Below are 18,670 nucleotides of genomic sequence, written 5' to 3'. Positions count from 1 at the left end.
CTTTGCCTTGATACGACCATGATATTGAGATTCTCCCGGAGCGTCAATCGCTCTGGCACCATTGTCAAAAAATGCGTCGCAATCAGCAGAGGTGAAAAAAATATCCCCCCATATCCATGGGGGGGATACTCGTCTCCTGGCTCCGATTCAGCACGCTGCGCGGTCGGTTCGGGCAACCGTTCCCGCGCACGGAATCGTAATCAGCAAATAAAAAATTTCTTCTTCCACGAAATAATCGGCGGTCCCGCCGTACAGCTCGGCGATACTTTTTATGCTCTTTGTGCCGTATCCGTGGGAGGCCGCATCCTGCTTGGTGGTGACCAGAGCACCGTCCCGCACCACCGGCGGAACGGGCGTATAATTCTCCACACAGATGACCGCCATATCCGCCCGGCGGCAGATGGACAGGTTGATCACCTTCTTCTCCTTGTCCTCCACCTTGGCCAGGCACTCCATGGCGTTGTCGATGGCGTTGCCCAGCATGGAGTAGATGTGGTAGTGGGTCATGCCGGACAGGCAGCTGCCGTCCACCGAGCACACCAACTGGATGCCCGCCTGCTCGCACAGGCCGGATTTCTGGGTGAGGACGATGTCCAGAGCCTTGTTCCCTGTGTAGTAGCGCAGCCGGATGGCCTCCATCTCCTGCTCCAGCTTGGCCCGCTCCTCATCCGGGGCCCGGGAATACTGCTGCTTGAGGTCGTGGTAGCGGATATTGATCTTCTCCATCTCCTGTTTGGCCAGCTCGTACTGCTGCCTGTCGTTCTCCAGCATCTGCTCCAGGATCAGGTTCTCACTCTCCAGCCGCTTCATGCTGCAATTGGAGAACTCCATGGACAGCACGGCCACAGCGAAGAGCACGCAGAAGGCGTTGAGGGCCAGATAGCTGGTGAGATAGGTGGGGGCCGATGTGTCCAGATTCTGCTCCAGCAAAGAGCTGAGGTAGACCGCCACAAAGAGGAACAGTCCGGAGTAGATCACTGTCTTGCGCCGGTCGAACATGAGCTGTCCCTCTTTGAAAAAGCGGCGGGTAAAGCCCAAAAAGATGGGCACGCACACCAGGACGTTGGCCAGCAGCAGCAGCAGCAGGGGATACCACTTCTGGATGGGGCCGCGGTGCAGCAGGCTCATCACGTCCATGTAGGCCAGCTTGCTGGTCATGTGCTGCACCGCGTAGGCGCAGGTGGCGGAGAACATGGCGTGGACGGGGCTGCAGTCAAAGCTCCGCCAGATCAGAAGGACCAGGAGAGCTGTATCCAGCAGCAGGGAGATGACATAGGTGGGCAAGGCGCTCCTCCACCCGTCCTTCATGAGGGCGGACTCCAGGTAGGCGACCGCGAACAGGAGGCCCACCCCCAGTACGGCGCGGAAGAGGAAATGGGGCCTGCGCCGGTTCCACGGCACAAACAGGCAGGTCGCGCCCAGCATTCCTATCTCGATCTGCCAGCGGAGGAGAAAGTCCAGGATCAACACGGATCACCCCATCCCTTTTTCGCCAGAAAACGGGAAAATTCCCTGGTGAATGCGTCCTTGTACGTCCTCCCCAAGGGCAGGGCCTCCTCCCCCAGGTAGACGTTCATGCGGCTCACCGCCGTGATATGCTCCAGATTGACCAGAAAGCTGGAGCTGCAGCGCACAAATCCCCGGGGCACCAGCAGATCGGTGGCCTCCTGCATGGTCCCGCGGGTCTTGACCACGGTGTCCCGGCCGGCCGAATCGCCCTGCATGTGGTAAAAAAGATAGTGCTGCTGGACCTCCACATACCGGATGGACGCCGCGTCCACCACCTTCGAGACTGTCCCGTCCTTGATCACGATCCGCCTCATCTCCGGCTGCTGTGCCCGCCGGGTCCGCTTCTCTATCACCTTCAGCGCCCGTTCCAGGTACAGCCGGAGGGGGTACCACTGCACCGGCTTTACCAGAAAGCCCAGGGCGGAGACGCTGTACCCGTTCAGGGCGAACTGCTCCAGATTGGTGCAGAAGATCAGGATGATCTCTCCGTTCGTCTCCCGGATCCGCTCGGCCAGCTCCATCCCTGTCATTTTGGGCATGTCGATGTCCATGTATAGGATGTCGCAGTCGTTGTTCGGGTCGGCCAGGTAGGCCTGCGCGCTGTCAAACTCCTGTATCTCGAACTCCACCTGGTACTCTTCTTCAAACCGTCTGATCGCGGCCCGCAGCTGCTCTCTGGCCTCTTTTTCGTCATCCACGATCCCAATCCTTACCACAGGGATCCCCCCATATGCCTTGTGTCGGAGAGCCCGTCTCCAGGAAGGCGGCCTCAAAATCAGTTTACAATTGATATTATAATATACTAATCGCCCAACTTCGTCAACGTTTTTTGTTATTTTCGCCAAAAAGTGGCATGTTTTTTATGTTTTTGTCCGCGAAATCCCGCCATTTCCGCCCCACGCCGTCCTGGAAACGGCCGGCTGGAAAAAAGGCGAGGCGCGCGGCATACACCGCGCGCCTCGCCTTTTTCAGAGCACCGTCCGGGGTCTTCCGGTCCGGATGGCCCAGGGGTTACTGCATGCCGTTCTCGTAGGCCTGGATCATCTTCTTGACCATCTGGCCGCCCACGGAGCCGGCCTCACGGGAGGTCAGGTCACCGTTGTAGCCCTGCTTCAGGTTGACGCCCACCTCGGAGGCGGCCTCCATCTTGAACTTGTCGAGAGCCTCACGGGCGCTGGGGACAACAGCCTTGTTGGAACTGGTCATAGCTTGTGCATCTCCTTGTGTTTAAGTTTGTTGGATTGAGAATCCGAACATAGCTTTGCCCCGTGAGATTTTTATATTCGCCCCCGCTTGCGCCAAATTTTTGCAGCACACGCCCTGTTTCATTTTAAAATGCGCGGCGCGCTCCCCTGTTTATTGCCCCGCTCTCAGGGAAAAATACTGCTCCCGCCGGTCCCGGCCGCCGAAGAGGTTGTTGTACTGCACCTGCCGGTACTGCTCGATCAGGCCGGTATACTCATTCTGCTCCAGGTGGCTGTACGCGTGGCCGCTGGTGTCCGTGTACCCCACAAAGGTCATGGCAGGCAGCTGCTCCTGCACGTCCCAGAGGAAATTGTCCCAGGCCGTGCCCTCCAGCCCGGCGCAGCGCAGCACGTACAGGGCCAGAAAGTTCAGACTGGTCACCTGGGGCACCTCCTCCGGAAGGGGATAGTTGGCCCAAACCACAAAGGGCACCTGGTATTTGCCCATGTACTGCTCCATGGTCATCTCCCCCTGGGTGACGCCGTAGGCCTTGTCCAGGAATTCCTGCTCCACCGAGGGCTGATGGTCGCCGAACATGACTAAAATGGTGGGCTCGTCCAGCTGGGAGAGGTACTCGATCAGCGTGCGGAAGGCCTGGTCGCTCTTGTTGGCCAGGGTGAGGTACTGCTCCGCCATGGGGTACTTCCCCGGCTCGTCGGCCACCGTCACCTCCGCCGGGTAGTCCTCCACGGTGTAGCTGCCGTGGTTCTGAATGGTGACGTTGAAAAGGAACAGGGGTTTGTCCGCCTCCTTGTGCTCCAGCTCCCATATGACCTGCTCGAAGTCCGACTGGTCGCTCACATAGCCGTGCTCCATAGTCTGGGGCACGGCCATATCGTCGCCGCATTTGAAGCTGTCAAAGCCCAGCAGGGGATAGGCCCGGTCCCGCTGCCAGGAGGTGCGGGTGCCCGGGTGAAAGGCCAGGGTGCTGTACCCCTGCTCCTTGAGCAGGGATGCCAGGGAATAGGTGGGCTCCAGCACATACTGCTGATAGGGGATGCTGCCGGAGGGGAGAAAGGCCATGGAGTTGCCGGTGAGAAATTCAAACTCGCTGGCGCTGGTGCCCGCGCCAAACACGGAGGTATAGGCGTGGCCGAATACCCCGTTGTCCAGAGTGCTGACATAGTCCACCACGCTCTCGCTCAGGTCCAGATTGCCGAAGAACTCAAAATCCGCCCAGGACTCGTTCATAATGGCGATCACGTTGGGCCGCTCCGGGACGGCCGCCGTTCCTGTCGGGCCAGACGCCTGGGACATGAGCCGGTCCACGCCCTCCGGCGAGGTGTCCGCCGGCTTGTCCACCTCCAGGAACTCGGTGTTGCGCAGGAAGGTGGCCAGGCAGCCGCTGGCGCGGTAGGACCCGGCAGGGTCCCACACGTCGGTGACCACCCCCAGCTCTCCCAGCCGACTGGTGGGAAGCAGGAAAAACAGGCAGGCCAGCCCGGCGCAGGCCACCCCCAGCCGGGCCTTCCAGCCCGTCAGCCGCAGCTTGCTCCGCACCTGCTTCCGTCTCAGTCCCCACACCAGTGCCGCGGCCAGGGCAGCCGCCAGGCACATCTGCCAGGTGGGGACAAAGCGGTAGCTCCCCGCCACGTCGGCTGCGGTACCCAGGGCAGAGAAGTCCCAGGGCAGGATGGGCGTGCCCCGGAAGAGGTTGACAAAATAGTTGGCCGCGCCCCAGGCGCCCGCCGCGATGTGGATGCCGCAGCAGCAGCGCCTTACCTGCCCGGTCAGGCCGCACAGCGGCCAGTAGAGCAGGGCGATACAGAGGGCATTGGCCGCTGCCGCAGGTAGCGGCATGGCCCACGGCGGCACGCCGTAGGCCAGCTGCATCAGCCACACCGCGGTAAAGGGCGTCAGCAGCAGCACCGCCAGCAGCACCGCCCACCGGCGGCTGTCCGGGAGTACGGCACAGCGCGCTTCCGACTCTGTCCCCGCCCCATATGTTCTCTCTCGTCTCAGCAGTTGGTTCATTTGTACGATTTCCCCCGCAAAAGGATGTAAGATGTTATTATAGCGTAAGAATCAGATTCTGTCAAAGACGGTCTCCCACAGCGGGGAGACCGTCTCAGGCTGTCGAAAAAGTCCAAGAACTTTTTCGACAGCCTGAAAAATGCCGTTACTTTTGTACCGTACAGCGGTACAAAAGTCCTCGCTCTGCTCGCCGCAACCCTTGCATCGCAAGGCTTGCGGGGCATTCGATTCCATTCGAGGCGGGCGGCTGCCCCCTCGAACTCCCCCGCCGCAATCCAGGCCATCGCGTTTGAACAGAGATTTTTCGACATGCTGAGACGGTCTCCCACAGCGGGGAGACCGTCTCTGTTCTGCGGTCAGAGGGACGCCTGTTGAGTCTGCTCCGGCAGGATAGCCGCTCCCGCCGGCTCCAGCTTCATCACCGACACCTCAAAGGCGGTGCGGGTCAGGTTCTGTCCGTTCTCCACCTTGATGTACTGCCGGCTCTGAAGCCGGCCCTCCAGCCGTACGCCGTCCCCCACGCTGAGGGAGGCGCACCGCTGGGCCAGGGAACCCCACACGATGCAGGGCAGGTAGTCCGCCCGGCCGTACCGGCGGTTCACCGCCAGCATCAGGTCGCAGATGTCCCGGCCAAGCGGAGTTCGGCGGAGCACCGGCGGCTTGCACAGCACCCCGGCCAGGGACAGGTCGTTGGCGTGCTCCCCCTCCGCCCGGCGCAGGCTGCGGGCAAAGAGGGTGATGACCAGCCGGCTGCCCCGGCCGCTCTTGTTGTTGAAGGAGCGGACCTCCCCCTCGATCTCCAACTCTGTCCCCGGCGTCACCGGGCACTGCTCCAGCTGCCCGGCGGAGACCACCACGTTGAGCCGGTCCTCCGCGCCGGACAGCCGCTCCACCCGCAGGGGGAAGGTCCAGTAGGTGACGCCCCGGTTCTCGTGGGAGACCACAGGCGCCGCCACCGCCTCGCCCCGCAGGAAGGCATGGTTCTCGTTCCAGTCTGTCTGCATACCAATCCACACTCCCGTGTCGTTTCTCAGGATGTGAGATATATATGCAGGTTTGTCCCTCACTATGACCACGCCCTCAGCCTCCGTATTCCGCGGCAAAGGCCAGCAGTCCCGCCCGGTCCCGGGGCGCCACCTTGACGGCGTGGAGCTCATTGCCCGGGGGCACCAGCTCCTTCAGCGGCTCCAGCTCAGGGGCGTGCTCCAGGTCCAGGCCGTCCACATACAGCAGCACCCGCTTGCCAGTGAAGGGGTGGGTCTCCAGATACCGGCGCAGCGGCCGGGCGGTCTCCCCCAGGTAGACGGGGGTGCCGAACACCAGCAGGTCGTAGTCTCCGGGCGCATAGGGCAGGTCCTCCGAGGGGTGGTTCACCGTCACGGCATAGCCCATCTCCGCCAGGCGGGCGGCCAGCGCCTCCGCCTGGGGCACGTTGCGCCTGGCGTTGGAGGGCTGGTACAGGAGCAGGGCCTTCCGCTCCCCCTGCCCCACCCGCTTTTCCGCCCAGCGGCGGCGGCTGTCCCGGAGGCCGGCGGTCAGCTTGAAGAAAATCAGCGTCCCCACCGCCGCCGCGGCCAGCAGGGCCAGAATGACGCGCAGTATGTTGAGCAGCAATTCCATGGACAATATCCTCCTTCTCCCAGGTACCGCCAAGCATAGCAGAGTAATCTTATTTCTTCCATAGGTGTTTTATTAAAATAAGTTAAAGCTTTGCTGTATGGCCCGGGGCTTGACATTCTCCCTCGCCCTCCCTATGATGAGAGCAGCTACCTCCGCAGAACATGACAGATCTACGTCAGGGAGGCGATATTCTTGTCCCCATCCACCAATGCCCGGCTCTCCGGCCCGGACGTCCTGCGCAACGGGTCCATGCTGATGGTGGTCCTGCTCCACATCTCCGGCGTGGGCGGCCTGCTCTCCGCCCTGCCGCCCGGCTCCCTCCGCTGGTGGGCCCTCTGGAGCCTGGAGGCCCTGTGCTCCTGCGCGGTGAACTGCTACGGCCTGCTCAGCGGTTACCTGGGCGTGGGACGGAGGCACCCCCTCTCCCGGCTGGGCGCCCTCTGGCTCCAGGCGGCGTTTTACTCCGCCGCGCTCACGGTCCTGTTCGGCCTGCTTGACCCCGGCTCTCTCCGTGTCCGGGACATGATCGCGCCCTTTTTTCCGGTGCTCAACGGCACCTACTGGTATTTCAGCGCCTATTTCGCCCTTTTCCTGCTGATGCCCTTCCTGGACAGCGCCCTCACCGCCCTGTCCCCTGCTTCTGCCAAACGGCTGGTTCTGGCGCTGATTGCTGTCTTTTCCCTGGCCGATTTCATCTCCCCGGAGGAGATTTTCTCCACCCGGGGCGGGTACAGCGTGGCCTGGCTGGCGGTGCTCTACCTGCTGGGCGGATACCTGCGGCTCCATCCCCCCGCCCGCCTGCCCCAGCCCTGGCTGCTGCTGGCCGGATATGCGGGATTCTCTCTGCTCGCCCTGGCGGGCAAGACCTTCGGCGTATCCCAGCCCGGTGCCTTTTTTAAATGGGGGATCCTCCTGTCCTACACCTCTCCCCTCATCCTTCTGGCCGCCCTGTGCCTGTTCCTGGCCCTGTGCCGTATGCCTGCCCTGCCCGCTCCCATAGCCCGGGTGATGTCCTTCTGCGCGCCCCTGTCCTTCGGCGTGTACCTGCTCCACACCCACCCGCTTGTGTGGTCCCACCTGCTGGCGGGCCGGACCGCATTTCTGGCCCAACTCTCCACGCCCCTGTGCCTGGCCGGAGCCCTGGCCATCGGTCTGGCCATCTTTATCGCGGGCATCGGCGTGGACTATGTGCGCAGCCTGATCTTCCGGGCGGGTGGGCGTGTCATCGGTCGCCTCCGTACGGGTCGCGGCACGCCGGTAAATTGACTTTCCCCGCTATATCGGCTAAAATAGTACCTACTTTTTGAAAAGGCGGTGACTCCGTGACCTTCCTCACGCCGCAGTTCTTCTGCTTCTTTCCCGTGACGGCGCTGGTCTTTTTCCTGCTGCCTCAGCGGGCCCGCAACCCCTGGCTGCTGCTGGCCAGCTGGTTCTTCTACCTGTGCGCCAAGCCAGTATATCTCACCTTTCTGCTCTTCACCATCGCCGCATCCTACCTGACCGGGCGGCTGCTGGAGCGGAAGAAAAGCAAGGGCGCCCTGGCGGCCTGCCTGGTGATCCTGGGCCTGCTGCTGTTCGTGTTCAAGTACCTGAACTTCGCCCTGTCCCTGGTAGGGCGGGGCCTGGGCGCTCTGGGCTTCTCCTTCTCGGCCCCGGTGCTGGACATCCTGATGCCCGTGGGCATCTCCTTCTACCTGTTCCAGGCCATGGGGTACGTCATCGACGTGTACCGGGGCAAGGTTCCGGCGGAGCGGGATCTGCTCCTCTACGCCCTGTTTCTCTCCTTCTTCCCCCACATCGTCTCCGGCCCCATTGCCCGGGCGGACCAGCTGCTGCCCCAGTTCCGCTCGGAGCACCGGTTCGACTGGGACGAGTTCCGGGCCGGACTGTTCCGGTTCCTGTGGGGCGCATTCAAGAAGCTGGTGCTGGCTGACCGGCTGGCCGTGCTGGTGAACACCATCTTTACCGCGCCCCAGGACTTCGGCGCCCTCCAGCTGGCGGGGGCCGCCGTGGCCTTCTCCCTCCAGCTCTACTGTGACTTCTCCTCCTACTCCGACATGGCCCTGGGCACCGCCCGGGCCATGGGCTTCTCCCTGATAGAGAACTTCCGCACCCCCTTCTTCTCCCGCTCCATCGCGGAGTTCTGGCGGCGGTGGCACATGTCCCTGTCCTTCTGGTTCCGGGACTACCTCTATATCCCCCTGGGCGGCTCCCGGCGGGGCACGGCCCGGAAGTACCTGAACGTGCTCATCGTCTTTGCCGTCAGCGGGCTGTGGCACGGCGCGGCCATGACCTTTGTGGTGTGGGGACTGCTCAACGGCCTGTATCAGGTCATCGGCGGCGTCACCGCCCCTCTCCGGGGCAAGGTCCACAGCGCCCTCCATCTGAAAGAGGACGGCTGGCCCCTGCGGCTGTGGCAGATTTTCTGCACCTTCCTGCTGGCCACAGCGGCCTTTGTGTTCTTCAAGGCCGGATCGGTGTCCACCGGGCTGGACATTCTGTCCGGCATGCTCCACGGGCCCCTGTGGGTCTTCACCAGCATGGGTCTGGACCGTTGGGAGCTGCTGGCGGCCCTCTTCGGGCTGGTGGTACTGCTGGTCGTGGACCTGCGGTCGGTCAACCACGACATCACCGCCGACTACCTCTCCGCCCCCCGCCCGGCGCGGTGGCTGGCGCTGTGGTTCCTGCTCTTCTCCTGCGTGGTGCTGGGCAGCTACGGCGCAGGGTACGACGCCCAGTCTTTTATCTATGGCTTCAGCTTCTGACCGGAAGGAGGACCCGGCTTGAAATCTCGTTTTCTCCGCAGGGAACTGCCGCTGGCCGCGGTTTTCCTGCTCATCACCGCTCTGCTGCTCAACTTCGCCTCCGACGTGCTCCGCCCCGCCCACACGGACTACGGCTCCACCTGGAGCTCCTTCCGGGCCGAGCCGGAGGACAGCCTGGACGTCATCTACCTGGGCAGCTCCTACGCCTACTGCGACTTCAACCCCTCCGTCATCTACGGCAGCTCCGGCCTGACGGGGTACGTGATGGGCGGCTCGGAGCAGACCCTGTCCATCACCTACTGGTACCTGAAGGAGGTCTTCAAGACCCAGTCCCCCTCCGCGGTGGTGCTGGAGGCCACCTCTCTCTTCTTCGCACAGTACCAGAACTACACCCAGCTCAACATCGACCTGATGCCCTTCTCCCTCAACAAGCTGGGGGCCATCTTCACCGCCGCCGAGCCGGACCTGCGCACCGGGCTGCTCTTTGACCTGTGGTTCTACCACGGACGCTGGTCGGAGATCCGCCCTGGGGACGTGAAGCGGGCCCTGTTCCCCATCCAGCGGGACTATCTGAAGGGGTACACCGCCATCGACGAGGTGAAGGAGGGGGTGGGAGTCGAACCCTATGTGGCCGACCGGGAGATCTCGGACGAGGACTACGCCTCCAACCTGTCCTGGCTGGGCAAAATTCTGGACCTGTGCCAGGAGCATGGGGCCACTCCCATCATCACCTTCAACCCCACCTACACCCGCTGCACCCAGGAGACCTACGAGCGCATCGGCCGGGAAATCCAGGCTCTGGACGAGAACGTGATCTTCTGCAACTGGAGCGAGATGTTTGAGGAGATCGGGCTGGTGCCCACCCTCCACCTCTACGACGGCGGCCACCTGAACCAGGACGGCGCGGCCGTCTTCTCCGCCTGGCTGGGGGAGTACCTGACTGATGATGTGGGCCTGGTCCCCCGGAAGCAGACCTCCGCCAACACCGCCCACTGGCAGGAATCGGCACAGTGGTGGCAGGACTATCTGGCGCAGTAGTCAGGACCCCCGGCTGAGCTGGGGGGCGTCGTTACGCTAAAGCTAACCAGTACAAAGCAGGCGCATTGGAACATTCCAACGCGCCTGCTCTTATTTCTATATTCAAACCGGCGGCATAAGCATACAAAACTGTTCTCTAGGCCCTCCGGAAATTTCGTCCCGCCGGTTTAAAATATTTTGCAGATATCTCGTCCTGATTCCCTGGTTTCCCCCTAATCGTCCTGTCTGAAGATTGACTTTCCCCGATAAATGCACTATGATAATCCGGTGTCTGTTTTCACAATATCTTTCATAAAGATGTAAGGAGGATTTCCTGTGAAGGAGAGAGAGACCTTTGCCTCCCGTCTGGGCTTTGTGCTCATTTCGGCGGGATGTGCCATCGGTTTGGGAAACGTGTGGCGCTTTCCCTACATTGTGGGCAAGTACGGCGGCGCCGCCTTTGTGCTCATCTACCTGGTATTTCTGGTGATTCTGGGCCTGCCCATCATGGCCATGGAGTTCTCTGTGGGCCGCGCCAGCCGCCAGAGTATCGCCACCAGTTTCCACAAGCTGGAGCCCAAGGGCACCAAGTGGCACTGGTACAGCTGGTTCGGCATGGCGGGCAACTACATGCTGATGATGTTCTACACCACAGTGGCCGGCTGGATGATCCTCTACTGCATCAAGATGGCCAAGGGCGACTTTGTGGGCGCTGACCCCCAGGCCGTCCAGGACATCTACTACGGCATGCTGTCCAACCCGGGGCTCATGCTCATCTTCATGATCATTGTGGTACTCATCGGCATGGGCGTGTGTTCCCTGGGCCTTCAGGACGGCGTGGAGAAGATCACCAAGGTGATGATGGTGCTGCTGCTGGCCATCCTGATCGTGCTGGTGGTCCGGTCGGTCACCCTGGAGAACGCGGTCCAGGGCCTGGAGTTCTACCTCAAGCCCAACTTTCACAACCTGATGTACGACGCCAACGGCAACTTCATCCTGGGCGAGGCCATCTTTGCCGCCATGGGGCAGTCCTTCTTCACCCTGTCCCTGGGCATCGGCGCCATGGCCATCTTCGGCAGCTACATCGGCAAGGAGCACCGCCTCATGGGCGAGGCCATCAACGTGGGCATCCTGGACACCTTTGTGGCCTTTGTGGTGGGTCTGGTCATCTTCCCCTCCGCCTTCGCCTTCGGCATCCAGCCCGACAGCGGCCCCAACCTGATCTTCCTCACCCTGCCCAACGTGTTCAACTCCATGCCTCTGGGCCGGCTGTGGGGCGCGCTGTTCTTCGTGTTCATGTCCTTCGCCGCCCTGTCCACGGTCATCGCCGTATTCCAGAACATCATCTCCTTCCCCATGGACAAGTGGGGGTGGAGCCACAAAAAGTCGGTACTGGTGAACCTGGTGGTCATCATCATCCTCAGCCTGCCCTGCCTGCTGGGCTTCAACCTGTGGTCCGGCTTCCAGCCCTTCGGGGACGGCAGCGTGGTCATGGATCTGGAGGACTTTGTCCTGTCGGACAACCTGCTCCCCCTGGGCAGCCTGGTGTATCTGCTCTTCTGCGTCTCCAGGCAGGGCTGGGGCTGGGACAATTTCCTGGCCGAGGCGGACGCAGGCGACGGCATCCGCTTCCCCGCCCGGTTCCGTCCCTACTTCCGCTATGTGCTGCCCCTGCTGGTGCTCATCATCTTTGTCATGGGCTACTGGAACAAGTTCGGCGCCTCTTTCATGGCCCTCTTCTCCTGAGACGTACAGAAAAAAGCGGCAGTCCGGTTAAAACCGGACTGCCGCTTTTGTTTCAATTCAGGAACCCAGGCTGTCGTAGTAGACCACCAGCCAGTCCAGATTGGTAAAGTCGTCCTCGCTCAGGTAGTAGTAGCCTTCCTCGTCAGGCTGGACCTGCACCAGGATGGAGGTCTCGTCCATGTAGCCCAGAGAGGGGATCAGGGACTCCAGCAGGTCGGCCAGGCCCTGGCCGTAGTCGGCGTCGTAGGTATTGACATACCAGTCCGAATACGCTTCGTCCGTCATGGAGTCAATGTCCACGTCGGCGTACTTGGCCTCAAAGGTCTCGGAGAAGGCGGGGTAGGCGTCGTTGAGCTGGTCGATGATGTCGATGGGCCGCACCGTCACCTTGACGGAGTAGCTGCCGTCGTCCATCCTGCTGGCCTCCTGGACGGTGTAGTCCGCCTTGGCGAAGATCTGGCGGTAGGCCTCGGCAAAGCGGGCAGTCAGCTCGTCGGTGGGATACTCGATGCCCAGGCTGCTCATCAGATACTGGGCCTCGTTGAGCATCTTGTCATCATATGCCTGCTGGCACTCCTCCTCACTGGAGTCGGTCACCAGCTTCAGGTACTCCTGGTACTCGCCCTTGTAGATCACGTCCATCTGGGCCTTGACGTAGTCCACCGCGTCCTGCTTGGTGACGCCTCCGCCCAAAAGGCCGCAGGCGGTCAGGCACAGGACAAGGGACAGGGCCAGGGTGAGCAGTGTGAGCTTGCGCAGTTTCTTCATTCTCAGTTCCTCCATTCTCTGTATGTGACACAGACATCCAGAGGGAGGTTCCGGCGCTTCAGGCAGGCCGGAACGACTCCGCTCTGTCTATGCGCGGGGAAAGGGAATCGGCCCGGCAGGTCGTCCTGGGCAGCGGTCAGCCGCACAGCTCGGCGATGGCCTGGGCAAAGATCTTGCAGGAGAGCACCAGGTCGGCCACAGGGATGCGCTCGTTGGGACCGTGCATGCGGGGATCGGCGCCGGGCAGCTCGCAGCCGAAGGCCACGCCGCCGGGGATGTCGTGGACATAGGTGCCGCCGCCGATGGCCAGGGGCTTGGCGTCCTTCACGCCGGTGTAGTTCTCATAGCAGGCCAGCAGGGTGCGGACAAAGGGGGAGTTGGCGTCGGTGTGGTGGACGCTGGTCATGTCCCCGTCGCCGGTGACGGTGATGCCGCGGGCGGCGAAGGAGGCCTCGCAGGCCTTCTTGCAGTTGTCCTCGTTGGCGCAGATGGGGAAGCGCACGTCGAACTTGGCGCTGAAGCCGGTCTCATCCAGGGTCATGAGGGCCAGGTTCAGGGTCAGGGGGCCGGACAGCTCGTCGGCCTGGGCGATGCCCAGGGCCTTGCCGCGGGTATCCCCGTGGGGGAAGAGGGTGTGCATGGACTTGATGGCGGCGGTGCTGCTGCAGTCGGCCAGAGGCAGACGGTCCAGCAGGGTCAGCAGGGCGGTGATGGCGTTGTTGCCGCCGTCAGGGCTGGCGGCGTGGGCGTTCTTGCCCGCGCAGAGGATGAGGGTCCCCTCTTCCGCCGCCTCCAGGGTGAAGGTGGCGCCGGTCTCCGCGGCGGTCTGCTGGGCGGCGGCCTCCAGGTCGGCGGCGGACACGCCCACCACCAGGGCCTGGGACTCCGGCGGCACCACGTTGGTGCGGAAGCCGCCCTTCAGCCCGGTCACCCGGGGCAGGACCTCGGACTTGGCCCAGGTGCTGCCGAAGTCGGGGTGGTAGTGGCCCTTCTCGATGTTGATGACGGGGAAATCCGCGTCGGGGGAGAAGGTGTACTTGGCGTAGGGCTCGGTGGCGTAGTAGTGGGCGATGTCCTCGGAGCCGGACTCCTCGTCGGTGCCCAGGATCATGCGGGCGGAGTGGTTCAGAGGCAGGCCCAGGTCCTTCACGCACTTCATGGCGAACAGGGCCGCCACAGCGGGGCCCTTGTCGTCGGCCACGCCCCGGCCGTAGAGCACGCCGTCCTTCTCCACCGGGCCGTAGGGGTCGGTATCCCAGCCCTTGCCCTCGCCCACCACGTCCATGTGGGCCAGGATGTGGAGGATGGTGTCCTTGTCGTTGAGCTCGGCGGTGCCCACGTAGCCGTCGTGGTTCCTGGTGGCAAAGCCCAGCTCATCGCACAGCTTCAGGGCCTCGTCCAGCGCCCGGGCAGGGCCCTCGCCGAAGGGCATGCCCGGCTGGGCCTCCCCCTTCACGCTGCGGACGGACACCAGACGGCACACCGCCGCCACCAGTTCCCGCTGCTTGGCGGGGTCGTCAAAATAGGCACGGATCTGCTCCTCGTATTTCATCATGAAATTTCCTCCTTCTCTCCGGCCTGGCCGGGTATGAGCTCTATTTCTCCTCTTCCTCCCCGCCGCCGGTCAGCTCTCCCAGGTATTTGTACACCGTGTACCGGGACACCTGGAGCCGCCGGGCCACAAAGGGCACCGACTTGCGGAAGGAAAAGGCGTTTTTCTGATCCAGCAGGGCAATGATCTTCATCCGGTCCTTTTTGGTCAGGGCGGACACCGGCTTGCCCACAACGCTGAGGCACTCGTCAAAGATGGCGGAGAGCTGGCTGTCTCCGCCCCGCCACATGGCGCTCTGGAGGTCTGCCTCGGCGCTCATCAGGTCCACCAGGATCCGGTTTGCGTACACCAGAGAGGTGTAGTCAAAATTGATGCCCAGGGCCAGATTGTACCCGTCCCCGATCAGGTGGAAGGTACTGCTCTTGATCTGCTGGCCGCTGGGGGTGGTGGCGTACAGATTGACGAAGTCGGTCACCAGGGCGGTCTCATCCAGGGCCAGGTCGGTGCCCAGGATGTCCATGGTGGAGCCAACGGTCCGCCCGGAGATATGTCCGTTATAGATGGACAGGATGGGGTGGGTGGGGTCCCCCATATCGTGGACCAGGGTCTCGCAGGAGCTGCCGAACATCTCCGCAATGCCCCGGGCGGTCCGATCCAGAAATTCAAAAGCTTCTTCCCGTGTCATTGCAGTTCCTCCCTCCGGAGATCCGGGACGCCGGCCAGCCTGCCGTATTGCATAGCTAAAGTATCAATATTGTACCTCCGGAGGCGGGAAAAAGCAAGGGATTTGCAGGCCGCCCCGCCGCGTCCGGCTGCCGGGTGTTTCTGAGGCAAAAACAGGCCTGACGCCGCCGGAAAACCGGGCGGTATCAGGCCTGAAAACGGTTCCCTTGCCTATGGATAGGCGTTGGAGTAGCTCTTTCCCGGCTCCAGCGAAATGTGCCGGGCGGCAAACAGCTCCTCCACGGTGACAAACAGATAGCCCTGGGCGTGGAGCCGGTCCACGATCTGGAGCGCCGCGTCCACCGAGGCAGGGAAGATGTCATGCATGAGAATGATTGCCCCGTCCCTGGCCTGGGACACCACCTCCTCCACCTCACGGGGGGTGTTCTGATCCCGCCAGTCCTCCGGATCGATGGACCAGATGATGATGGGGCACTCCGCCCAGGCCTTCACCGAGGCGTCCGTCATGCCGTAGGGCGGCCGGAGAAGGAAGTCCCCGTGGCCCAGCACAGTGGAGAGCAGCGCTCTGGTGCGGCCCACCTGGGCGTCAAAGTCCGCCCGGTTCAGCCCGGTGAGCGCCACGTGGTCGTAGGTGTGGATGCCCACCTGGTGCCCCTCCGCCTCCATGCGCCGGACCACGTCCTCATTTCCCTCCACCTGGGCGCCGATGAGGAAAAAGGTGGCGTGGACCCCCCGTTCCGCCAGGCCGTCCAGCAGGGCGGTGGTGGTGGAGCGCCGGGGTCCGTCGTCAAAGGTGAGGGCGATAAGCTTCTGCTCCCCATCCTCAGGCAGCAGGGGCACCTCCGCCTCCGCCGTGACGGCGGCAGGCAAAGCGGCCCTCAGCGCCGCCCCCGCCAAAAGGGCCAGCGCCAGGACCGCCGCGCCGCTCATCAGAGCGAATCTCTGCCTTTTCCGCCTGTATTCCATCCCGTCCGCCGCCTTTCTGTCCGTTCAGAGACAGTATGTGCGGCAGCGGGCTTTTTTTGTGATGCAATTTTTTCTTTTTACTGTCCGTCCCTGGGGTCCTGGTCTCCTTCCAGGGTGAGGAAATACCGGTAGTAGGGCAGCAGCCACTCAAAGCCCTCCAGCAGTACGTCGGGCAGCTCCGGCGTGAAGAGCACGCCGCCGTTGGAGCACTCCCGGGAGAGCACCAGCCCCTTCCGGTTGTACCAGGGCGCCAGCAGCGGGGTGGTCTGCCCCTTGGGCCGCTTGTACTCCTCCCCCTCCAGCACGAACAGGTCCTGCTTATCGAAGGCCCGGGCCAGCTTCTCAAAGGGCTTGGGGTCCCGGTCCAGCCGGGCGCGGAACTTGGCCATGGTCAGGGCGCTGGCGCACCAGTAGCCCAGTCCGTAGCTCCACGCCTCCGGCCCCAGTTCAAACCAGAAGGTGGGACGGCCGGTCCACTGCTCGCATCCTGGACGCTCTATGGACAGCCACAGGTGGTCCTTGTAGGGCCCCCGTCCGTGGAGCCGCCGGGCGTCCCGGTAGATGCGGGACACCTTGAGCACCAGCCCCAGGTCCCCGTGCCGCTGCGTCATGCCGTCAAACACCTGCCGCCCCAGTTCCCGCATGGGGTTGTAGAAATAGGTGAGGTATTCCTCCTTGTGGGCCTCAAACCAGGCCTTTTCGTTGTTGAAGCGGATGCCCCACATAAAATCTATCGTCTCGTCGCTGAAGCCCTGGAACACAGGCGTTCTCCTTTCTCTTCGCCGCAGTCAATTTACATAATTTATATTATGATTACTTCCCTGCCTTGGCCGCAGCCACAAACGCCCGGAACAGGGGGTGGGCCTTGTTGGGACGGGAGGCGGCATGCCGCCTCATCTTATGTCCCCACTCGCTCCCGGCTCCGCCGGAACCGCTCGGGGATGACACGAGCCGTCCCGCGTCCGCATCTCAGCACTTCTGCTTTTCCTTCGCCGCGGCCACAAATGCCCGGAACAGGGGGTAGGCCTTGTTGGGACGGGAGGCGGCATGCCGCCTCATCTTATGTCCCCACTCGCTCCCGGCTCCGCCGGAACCGCTCGGGGATGACACGAGCCGTCCCGCGTCCGCATCTCAGCACTTCTGCTTTTCCTTCGCCGCGGCCACAAACGCCCGGAACAGGGGGTGGGCCTTGTTGGGACGGCTCTTGAACTCCGGGTGGTACTGCACGCCCACGAACCAGGGGTGACCGGGCAGCTCCACGGTCTCCACCAGGCTGCCGTCCGGGGACAGGCCGGAGAGCACCAGTCCCTTGGCCGTCAGGGTCTCCCGGTACTCGTTGTTGAACTCATAGCGGTGGCGGTGCCGCTCGGAGATCATCTCCTGGCCATAGGCCTGGCGGATCTTGGTGTTCTCCTCCTTCAGGCGGCAGGGGTAGGCCCCCAGGCGCATGGTGCCGCCCTTCTCGGTCACGTTCCGCTGCTCGTCCATCAGGGCGATGACAGGGTAGGGAGTGACCGGGTCCAGCTCGGCGGAATGGGCGCCGGTGAGGCCGGCCACGTGGCGGGCAAACTCCACCACCGCCATCTGCATGCCCAGGCAGATGCCAAAGAAGGGCACATTGTGCTCCCGGGCATACCGGATGGCGGAGATCTTGCCCTCCACACCCCGGCTGCCGAAGCCGCCGGGCACCAGAATGCCGTCGCAGTCCTTCAGCTGATCGGCCGCGTTCTCGTCGGTGACGTGCTCTGCGTCCACCCACTTGATGTCCACCTTCACGTCGTTCTCAATGCCGCCGTGGGTCAGGGCCTCAGCCACCGACAGATAGGCGTCGTGGAGGGCCACATACTTGCCCACCAGGGCGATGCGCACAGTGCCCGTGGGGTGCTTGGCCCGCTCCACCATGGCCTGCCACTCGGTCAGGTCGGGGGAGATATCGGTCAGGCTCAGCCGGCGGCACACCGCCCGGGCCAGTCCCTCCGCCTCCAGCATGAGGGGCACCTCGTAGAGGATGGGGGCGGTCAGGTTGGGGATCACGTTCTCCGGGGCAATGTTGCAGAACAGGGCGATCTTCTCCTGCAGGTCGCGGGGCACAGGGCTGTCGCTCCGGGCCAGGATCACGTCGGGCTGGATGCCCAGGCCCAGCAGCTCCTTCACCGAGTGCTGGGTGGGCTTGCTCTTGAGCTCGCCGGTGCCCGGGATGGACACGATCAGGGACACGTGGAGGTACATCACGTCCTGCCGGCCCACCTCCTGGCCCACCTGACGGATGGCCTCCAGGAAGGGCTGGGACTCGATGTCGCCCACGGTGCCGCCGATCTCGGTGATGACCACGTCCGCCATGCCCGACCGGCCCACCCGGTAGATCCGGTTCTTGATCTCGTCGGTGATGTGGGGGATGACCTGGATGGTGCCGCCCAGATAGTCGCCGCTCCGCTCCCGGCTCAGCACGGTCCAGTACACCTTGCCCGAGGTGACCGAGGAGTTGACGGTGAGGTTTTCGTCAGTAAAGCGCTCGTAGTGGCCCAGGTCCAGGTCGGTCTCGGCGCCGTCGTCGGTGACAAATACCTCGCCGTGCTGGTAAGGGTTCATGGTGCCCGGGTCCACGTTCAGATAGGGATCGAACTTCTGGAGGGCCACCCGCAGCCCCCGCTGCTTGAGCAGGCGCCCCAGGGACGCCGCCGCGATGCCCTTACCCAGCCCGGAGACCACGCCGCCGGTGACAAAGATGTACTTCACTGCCATGTTATATTCCTCCCATCAATGGATGGGACCCCATTGTCCCGGGACGCCCTTGTCCCTGTTTTTTCTCTCATTCTCCGTTTTT

General features: G+C 63.0%; 16 protein-coding genes. 4 read left to right on the top strand and 12 right to left on the bottom strand.

The window, feature by feature from the left end:
• Positions 1–147: 147 nt before the first annotated feature.
• The 6 genes from Q0K23_RS02830 to Q0K23_RS02805 form a co-directional block, all read right to left on the bottom strand.
• Positions 148–1,470, bottom strand: coding sequence for a GHKL domain-containing protein (locus Q0K23_RS02830; protein ID WP_294517621.1), 1,323 nt, complete (start codon positions 1,468–1,470; stop codon positions 148–150).
• The gene (locus tag Q0K23_RS02825) at positions 1,464–2,207 is read right to left on the bottom strand and encodes a LytTR family DNA-binding domain-containing protein (RefSeq protein WP_294517620.1); all 744 of its coding nucleotides are present in this window, start codon (positions 2,205–2,207) and stop codon (positions 1,464–1,466) included. The genes Q0K23_RS02830 and Q0K23_RS02825 overlap by 7 nt, the downstream gene beginning before the upstream one ends.
• 313 nt (positions 2,208–2,520) lie before the next feature.
• Entirely contained in the window at positions 2,521–2,715 is a 195-nt protein-coding gene (locus Q0K23_RS02820; protein WP_294517618.1) for an alpha/beta-type small acid-soluble spore protein, read from the bottom strand.
• A 150-nt stretch (positions 2,716–2,865) separates the two neighbouring features.
• Positions 2,866–4,728: an LTA synthase family protein gene (locus tag Q0K23_RS02815; protein ID WP_294517616.1), complete on the bottom strand. Its 1,863-nt coding sequence runs from the start codon at positions 4,726–4,728 to the stop codon at positions 2,866–2,868.
• Positions 4,729–5,084: 356 nt separating this feature from the next.
• Entirely contained in the window at positions 5,085–5,732 is a 648-nt protein-coding gene (locus Q0K23_RS02810) for a single-stranded DNA-binding protein (protein WP_294517614.1), read from the bottom strand.
• Between the two features lie 76 nt (positions 5,733–5,808).
• Positions 5,809–6,348 (bottom strand): hypothetical protein, encoded by a 540-nt coding sequence (locus Q0K23_RS02805; RefSeq protein WP_294517612.1) that lies wholly within the window; start codon positions 6,346–6,348, stop codon positions 5,809–5,811.
• A gap of 192 nt (positions 6,349–6,540) precedes the next feature.
• Here Q0K23_RS02805 and Q0K23_RS02800 point away from each other — a divergent pair, with 192 nt between their 5' ends.
• From Q0K23_RS02800 to Q0K23_RS02785, 4 genes are all read left to right on the top strand, one after another.
• Complete coding sequence (locus tag Q0K23_RS02800; RefSeq protein ID WP_294517610.1) at positions 6,541–7,614, top strand: acyltransferase; 1,074 nt, start codon at positions 6,541–6,543, stop codon at positions 7,612–7,614.
• Between the two features lie 56 nt (positions 7,615–7,670).
• Positions 7,671–9,113: an MBOAT family protein gene (locus tag Q0K23_RS02795; protein WP_294517608.1), complete on the top strand. Its 1,443-nt coding sequence runs from the start codon at positions 7,671–7,673 to the stop codon at positions 9,111–9,113.
• An 18-nt stretch (positions 9,114–9,131) separates the two neighbouring features.
• Complete coding sequence (locus Q0K23_RS02790; protein WP_294517606.1) at positions 9,132–10,151, top strand: hypothetical protein; 1,020 nt, start codon at positions 9,132–9,134, stop codon at positions 10,149–10,151.
• Positions 10,152–10,466: 315 nt separating this feature from the next.
• Positions 10,467–11,876 carry a sodium-dependent transporter gene (locus tag Q0K23_RS02785; RefSeq protein ID WP_294517604.1) on the top strand — a complete coding sequence of 470 codons (1,410 nt, stop codon included), beginning with the start codon at positions 10,467–10,469 and terminating at the stop codon, positions 11,874–11,876.
• Between the two features lie 57 nt (positions 11,877–11,933).
• On the opposite strand, the gene Q0K23_RS02780 is transcribed toward Q0K23_RS02785, so the two are convergent.
• The 6 genes from Q0K23_RS02780 to Q0K23_RS02755 all read right to left on the bottom strand — a co-directional run bounded on the left by Q0K23_RS02780 (position 11,934) and on the right by Q0K23_RS02755 (position 18,588).
• Positions 11,934–12,644 carry a hypothetical protein gene (locus Q0K23_RS02780; protein WP_294517602.1) on the bottom strand — a complete coding sequence of 237 codons (711 nt, stop codon included), beginning with the start codon at positions 12,642–12,644 and terminating at the stop codon, positions 11,934–11,936.
• A gap of 136 nt (positions 12,645–12,780) precedes the next feature.
• Positions 12,781–14,199, bottom strand: a complete 1,419-nt coding sequence (locus Q0K23_RS02775) for a M20 family metallopeptidase (protein ID WP_367179030.1) — start codon at positions 14,197–14,199, stop codon at positions 12,781–12,783.
• 40 nt (positions 14,200–14,239) lie between these two features.
• Positions 14,240–14,881, bottom strand: coding sequence for a transcriptional regulator (locus Q0K23_RS02770; RefSeq protein WP_294517599.1), 642 nt, complete (start codon positions 14,879–14,881; stop codon positions 14,240–14,242).
• Positions 14,882–15,090: 209 nt separating this feature from the next.
• Positions 15,091–15,810, bottom strand: coding sequence for a polysaccharide deacetylase family protein (locus Q0K23_RS02765; protein WP_294517597.1), 720 nt, complete (start codon positions 15,808–15,810; stop codon positions 15,091–15,093).
• Between the two features lie 113 nt (positions 15,811–15,923).
• The gene (locus Q0K23_RS02760; RefSeq protein WP_294517595.1) at positions 15,924–16,607 is read right to left on the bottom strand and encodes a DUF2461 domain-containing protein; all 684 of its coding nucleotides are present in this window, start codon (positions 16,605–16,607) and stop codon (positions 15,924–15,926) included.
• Positions 16,608–16,977: 370 nt separating this feature from the next.
• Positions 16,978–18,588, bottom strand: a complete 1,611-nt coding sequence (locus Q0K23_RS02755) for a CTP synthase (protein ID WP_294517593.1) — start codon at positions 18,586–18,588, stop codon at positions 16,978–16,980.
• Positions 18,589–18,670 lie beyond the last annotated feature (82 nt).

Origin of the sequence: uncultured Pseudoflavonifractor sp. (assembly GCF_944387275.1) — a bacterium.
Classification (GTDB): domain Bacteria; phylum Bacillota; class Clostridia; order Oscillospirales; family Oscillospiraceae; genus Pseudoflavonifractor; species Pseudoflavonifractor intestinihominis.
The sequence above is the reverse complement of the archived record's forward strand: the minus strand, read 5'-3'. Positions and strand labels throughout refer to the sequence as shown.

What these genes read in the sequence shown, in the direction of transcription:
- Q0K23_RS02820 (WP_294517618.1), bottom strand. Translation starts at nt 2,715, where the DNA reads ATGACCAGTTCCAACAAGGCTGTTGTCCCCAGCGCCCGTGAGGCTCTC.
- Q0K23_RS02815 (WP_294517616.1), bottom strand. Translation starts at nt 4,728, where the DNA reads ATGAACCAACTGCTGAGACGAGAGAGAACATATGGGGCGGGGACAGAG.
- Q0K23_RS02810 (WP_294517614.1), bottom strand. Translation starts at nt 5,732, where the DNA reads ATGCAGACAGACTGGAACGAGAACCATGCCTTCCTGCGGGGCGAGGCG.
- Q0K23_RS02805 (WP_294517612.1), bottom strand. Translation starts at nt 6,348, where the DNA reads ATGGAATTGCTGCTCAACATACTGCGCGTCATTCTGGCCCTGCTGGCC.
- Q0K23_RS02780 (WP_294517602.1), bottom strand. Translation starts at nt 12,644, where the DNA reads ATGAAGAAACTGCGCAAGCTCACACTGCTCACCCTGGCCCTGTCCCTT.
- Q0K23_RS02775 (WP_367179030.1), bottom strand. Translation starts at nt 14,199, where the DNA reads ATGATGAAATACGAGGAGCAGATCCGTGCCTATTTTGACGACCCCGCC.
- Q0K23_RS02770 (WP_294517599.1), bottom strand. Translation starts at nt 14,881, where the DNA reads ATGACACGGGAAGAAGCTTTTGAATTTCTGGATCGGACCGCCCGGGGC.
- Q0K23_RS02765 (WP_294517597.1), bottom strand. Translation starts at nt 15,810, where the DNA reads ATGAGCGGCGCGGCGGTCCTGGCGCTGGCCCTTTTGGCGGGGGCGGCG.
- Q0K23_RS02755 (WP_294517593.1), bottom strand. Translation starts at nt 18,588, where the DNA reads ATGGCAGTGAAGTACATCTTTGTCACCGGCGGCGTGGTCTCCGGGCTG.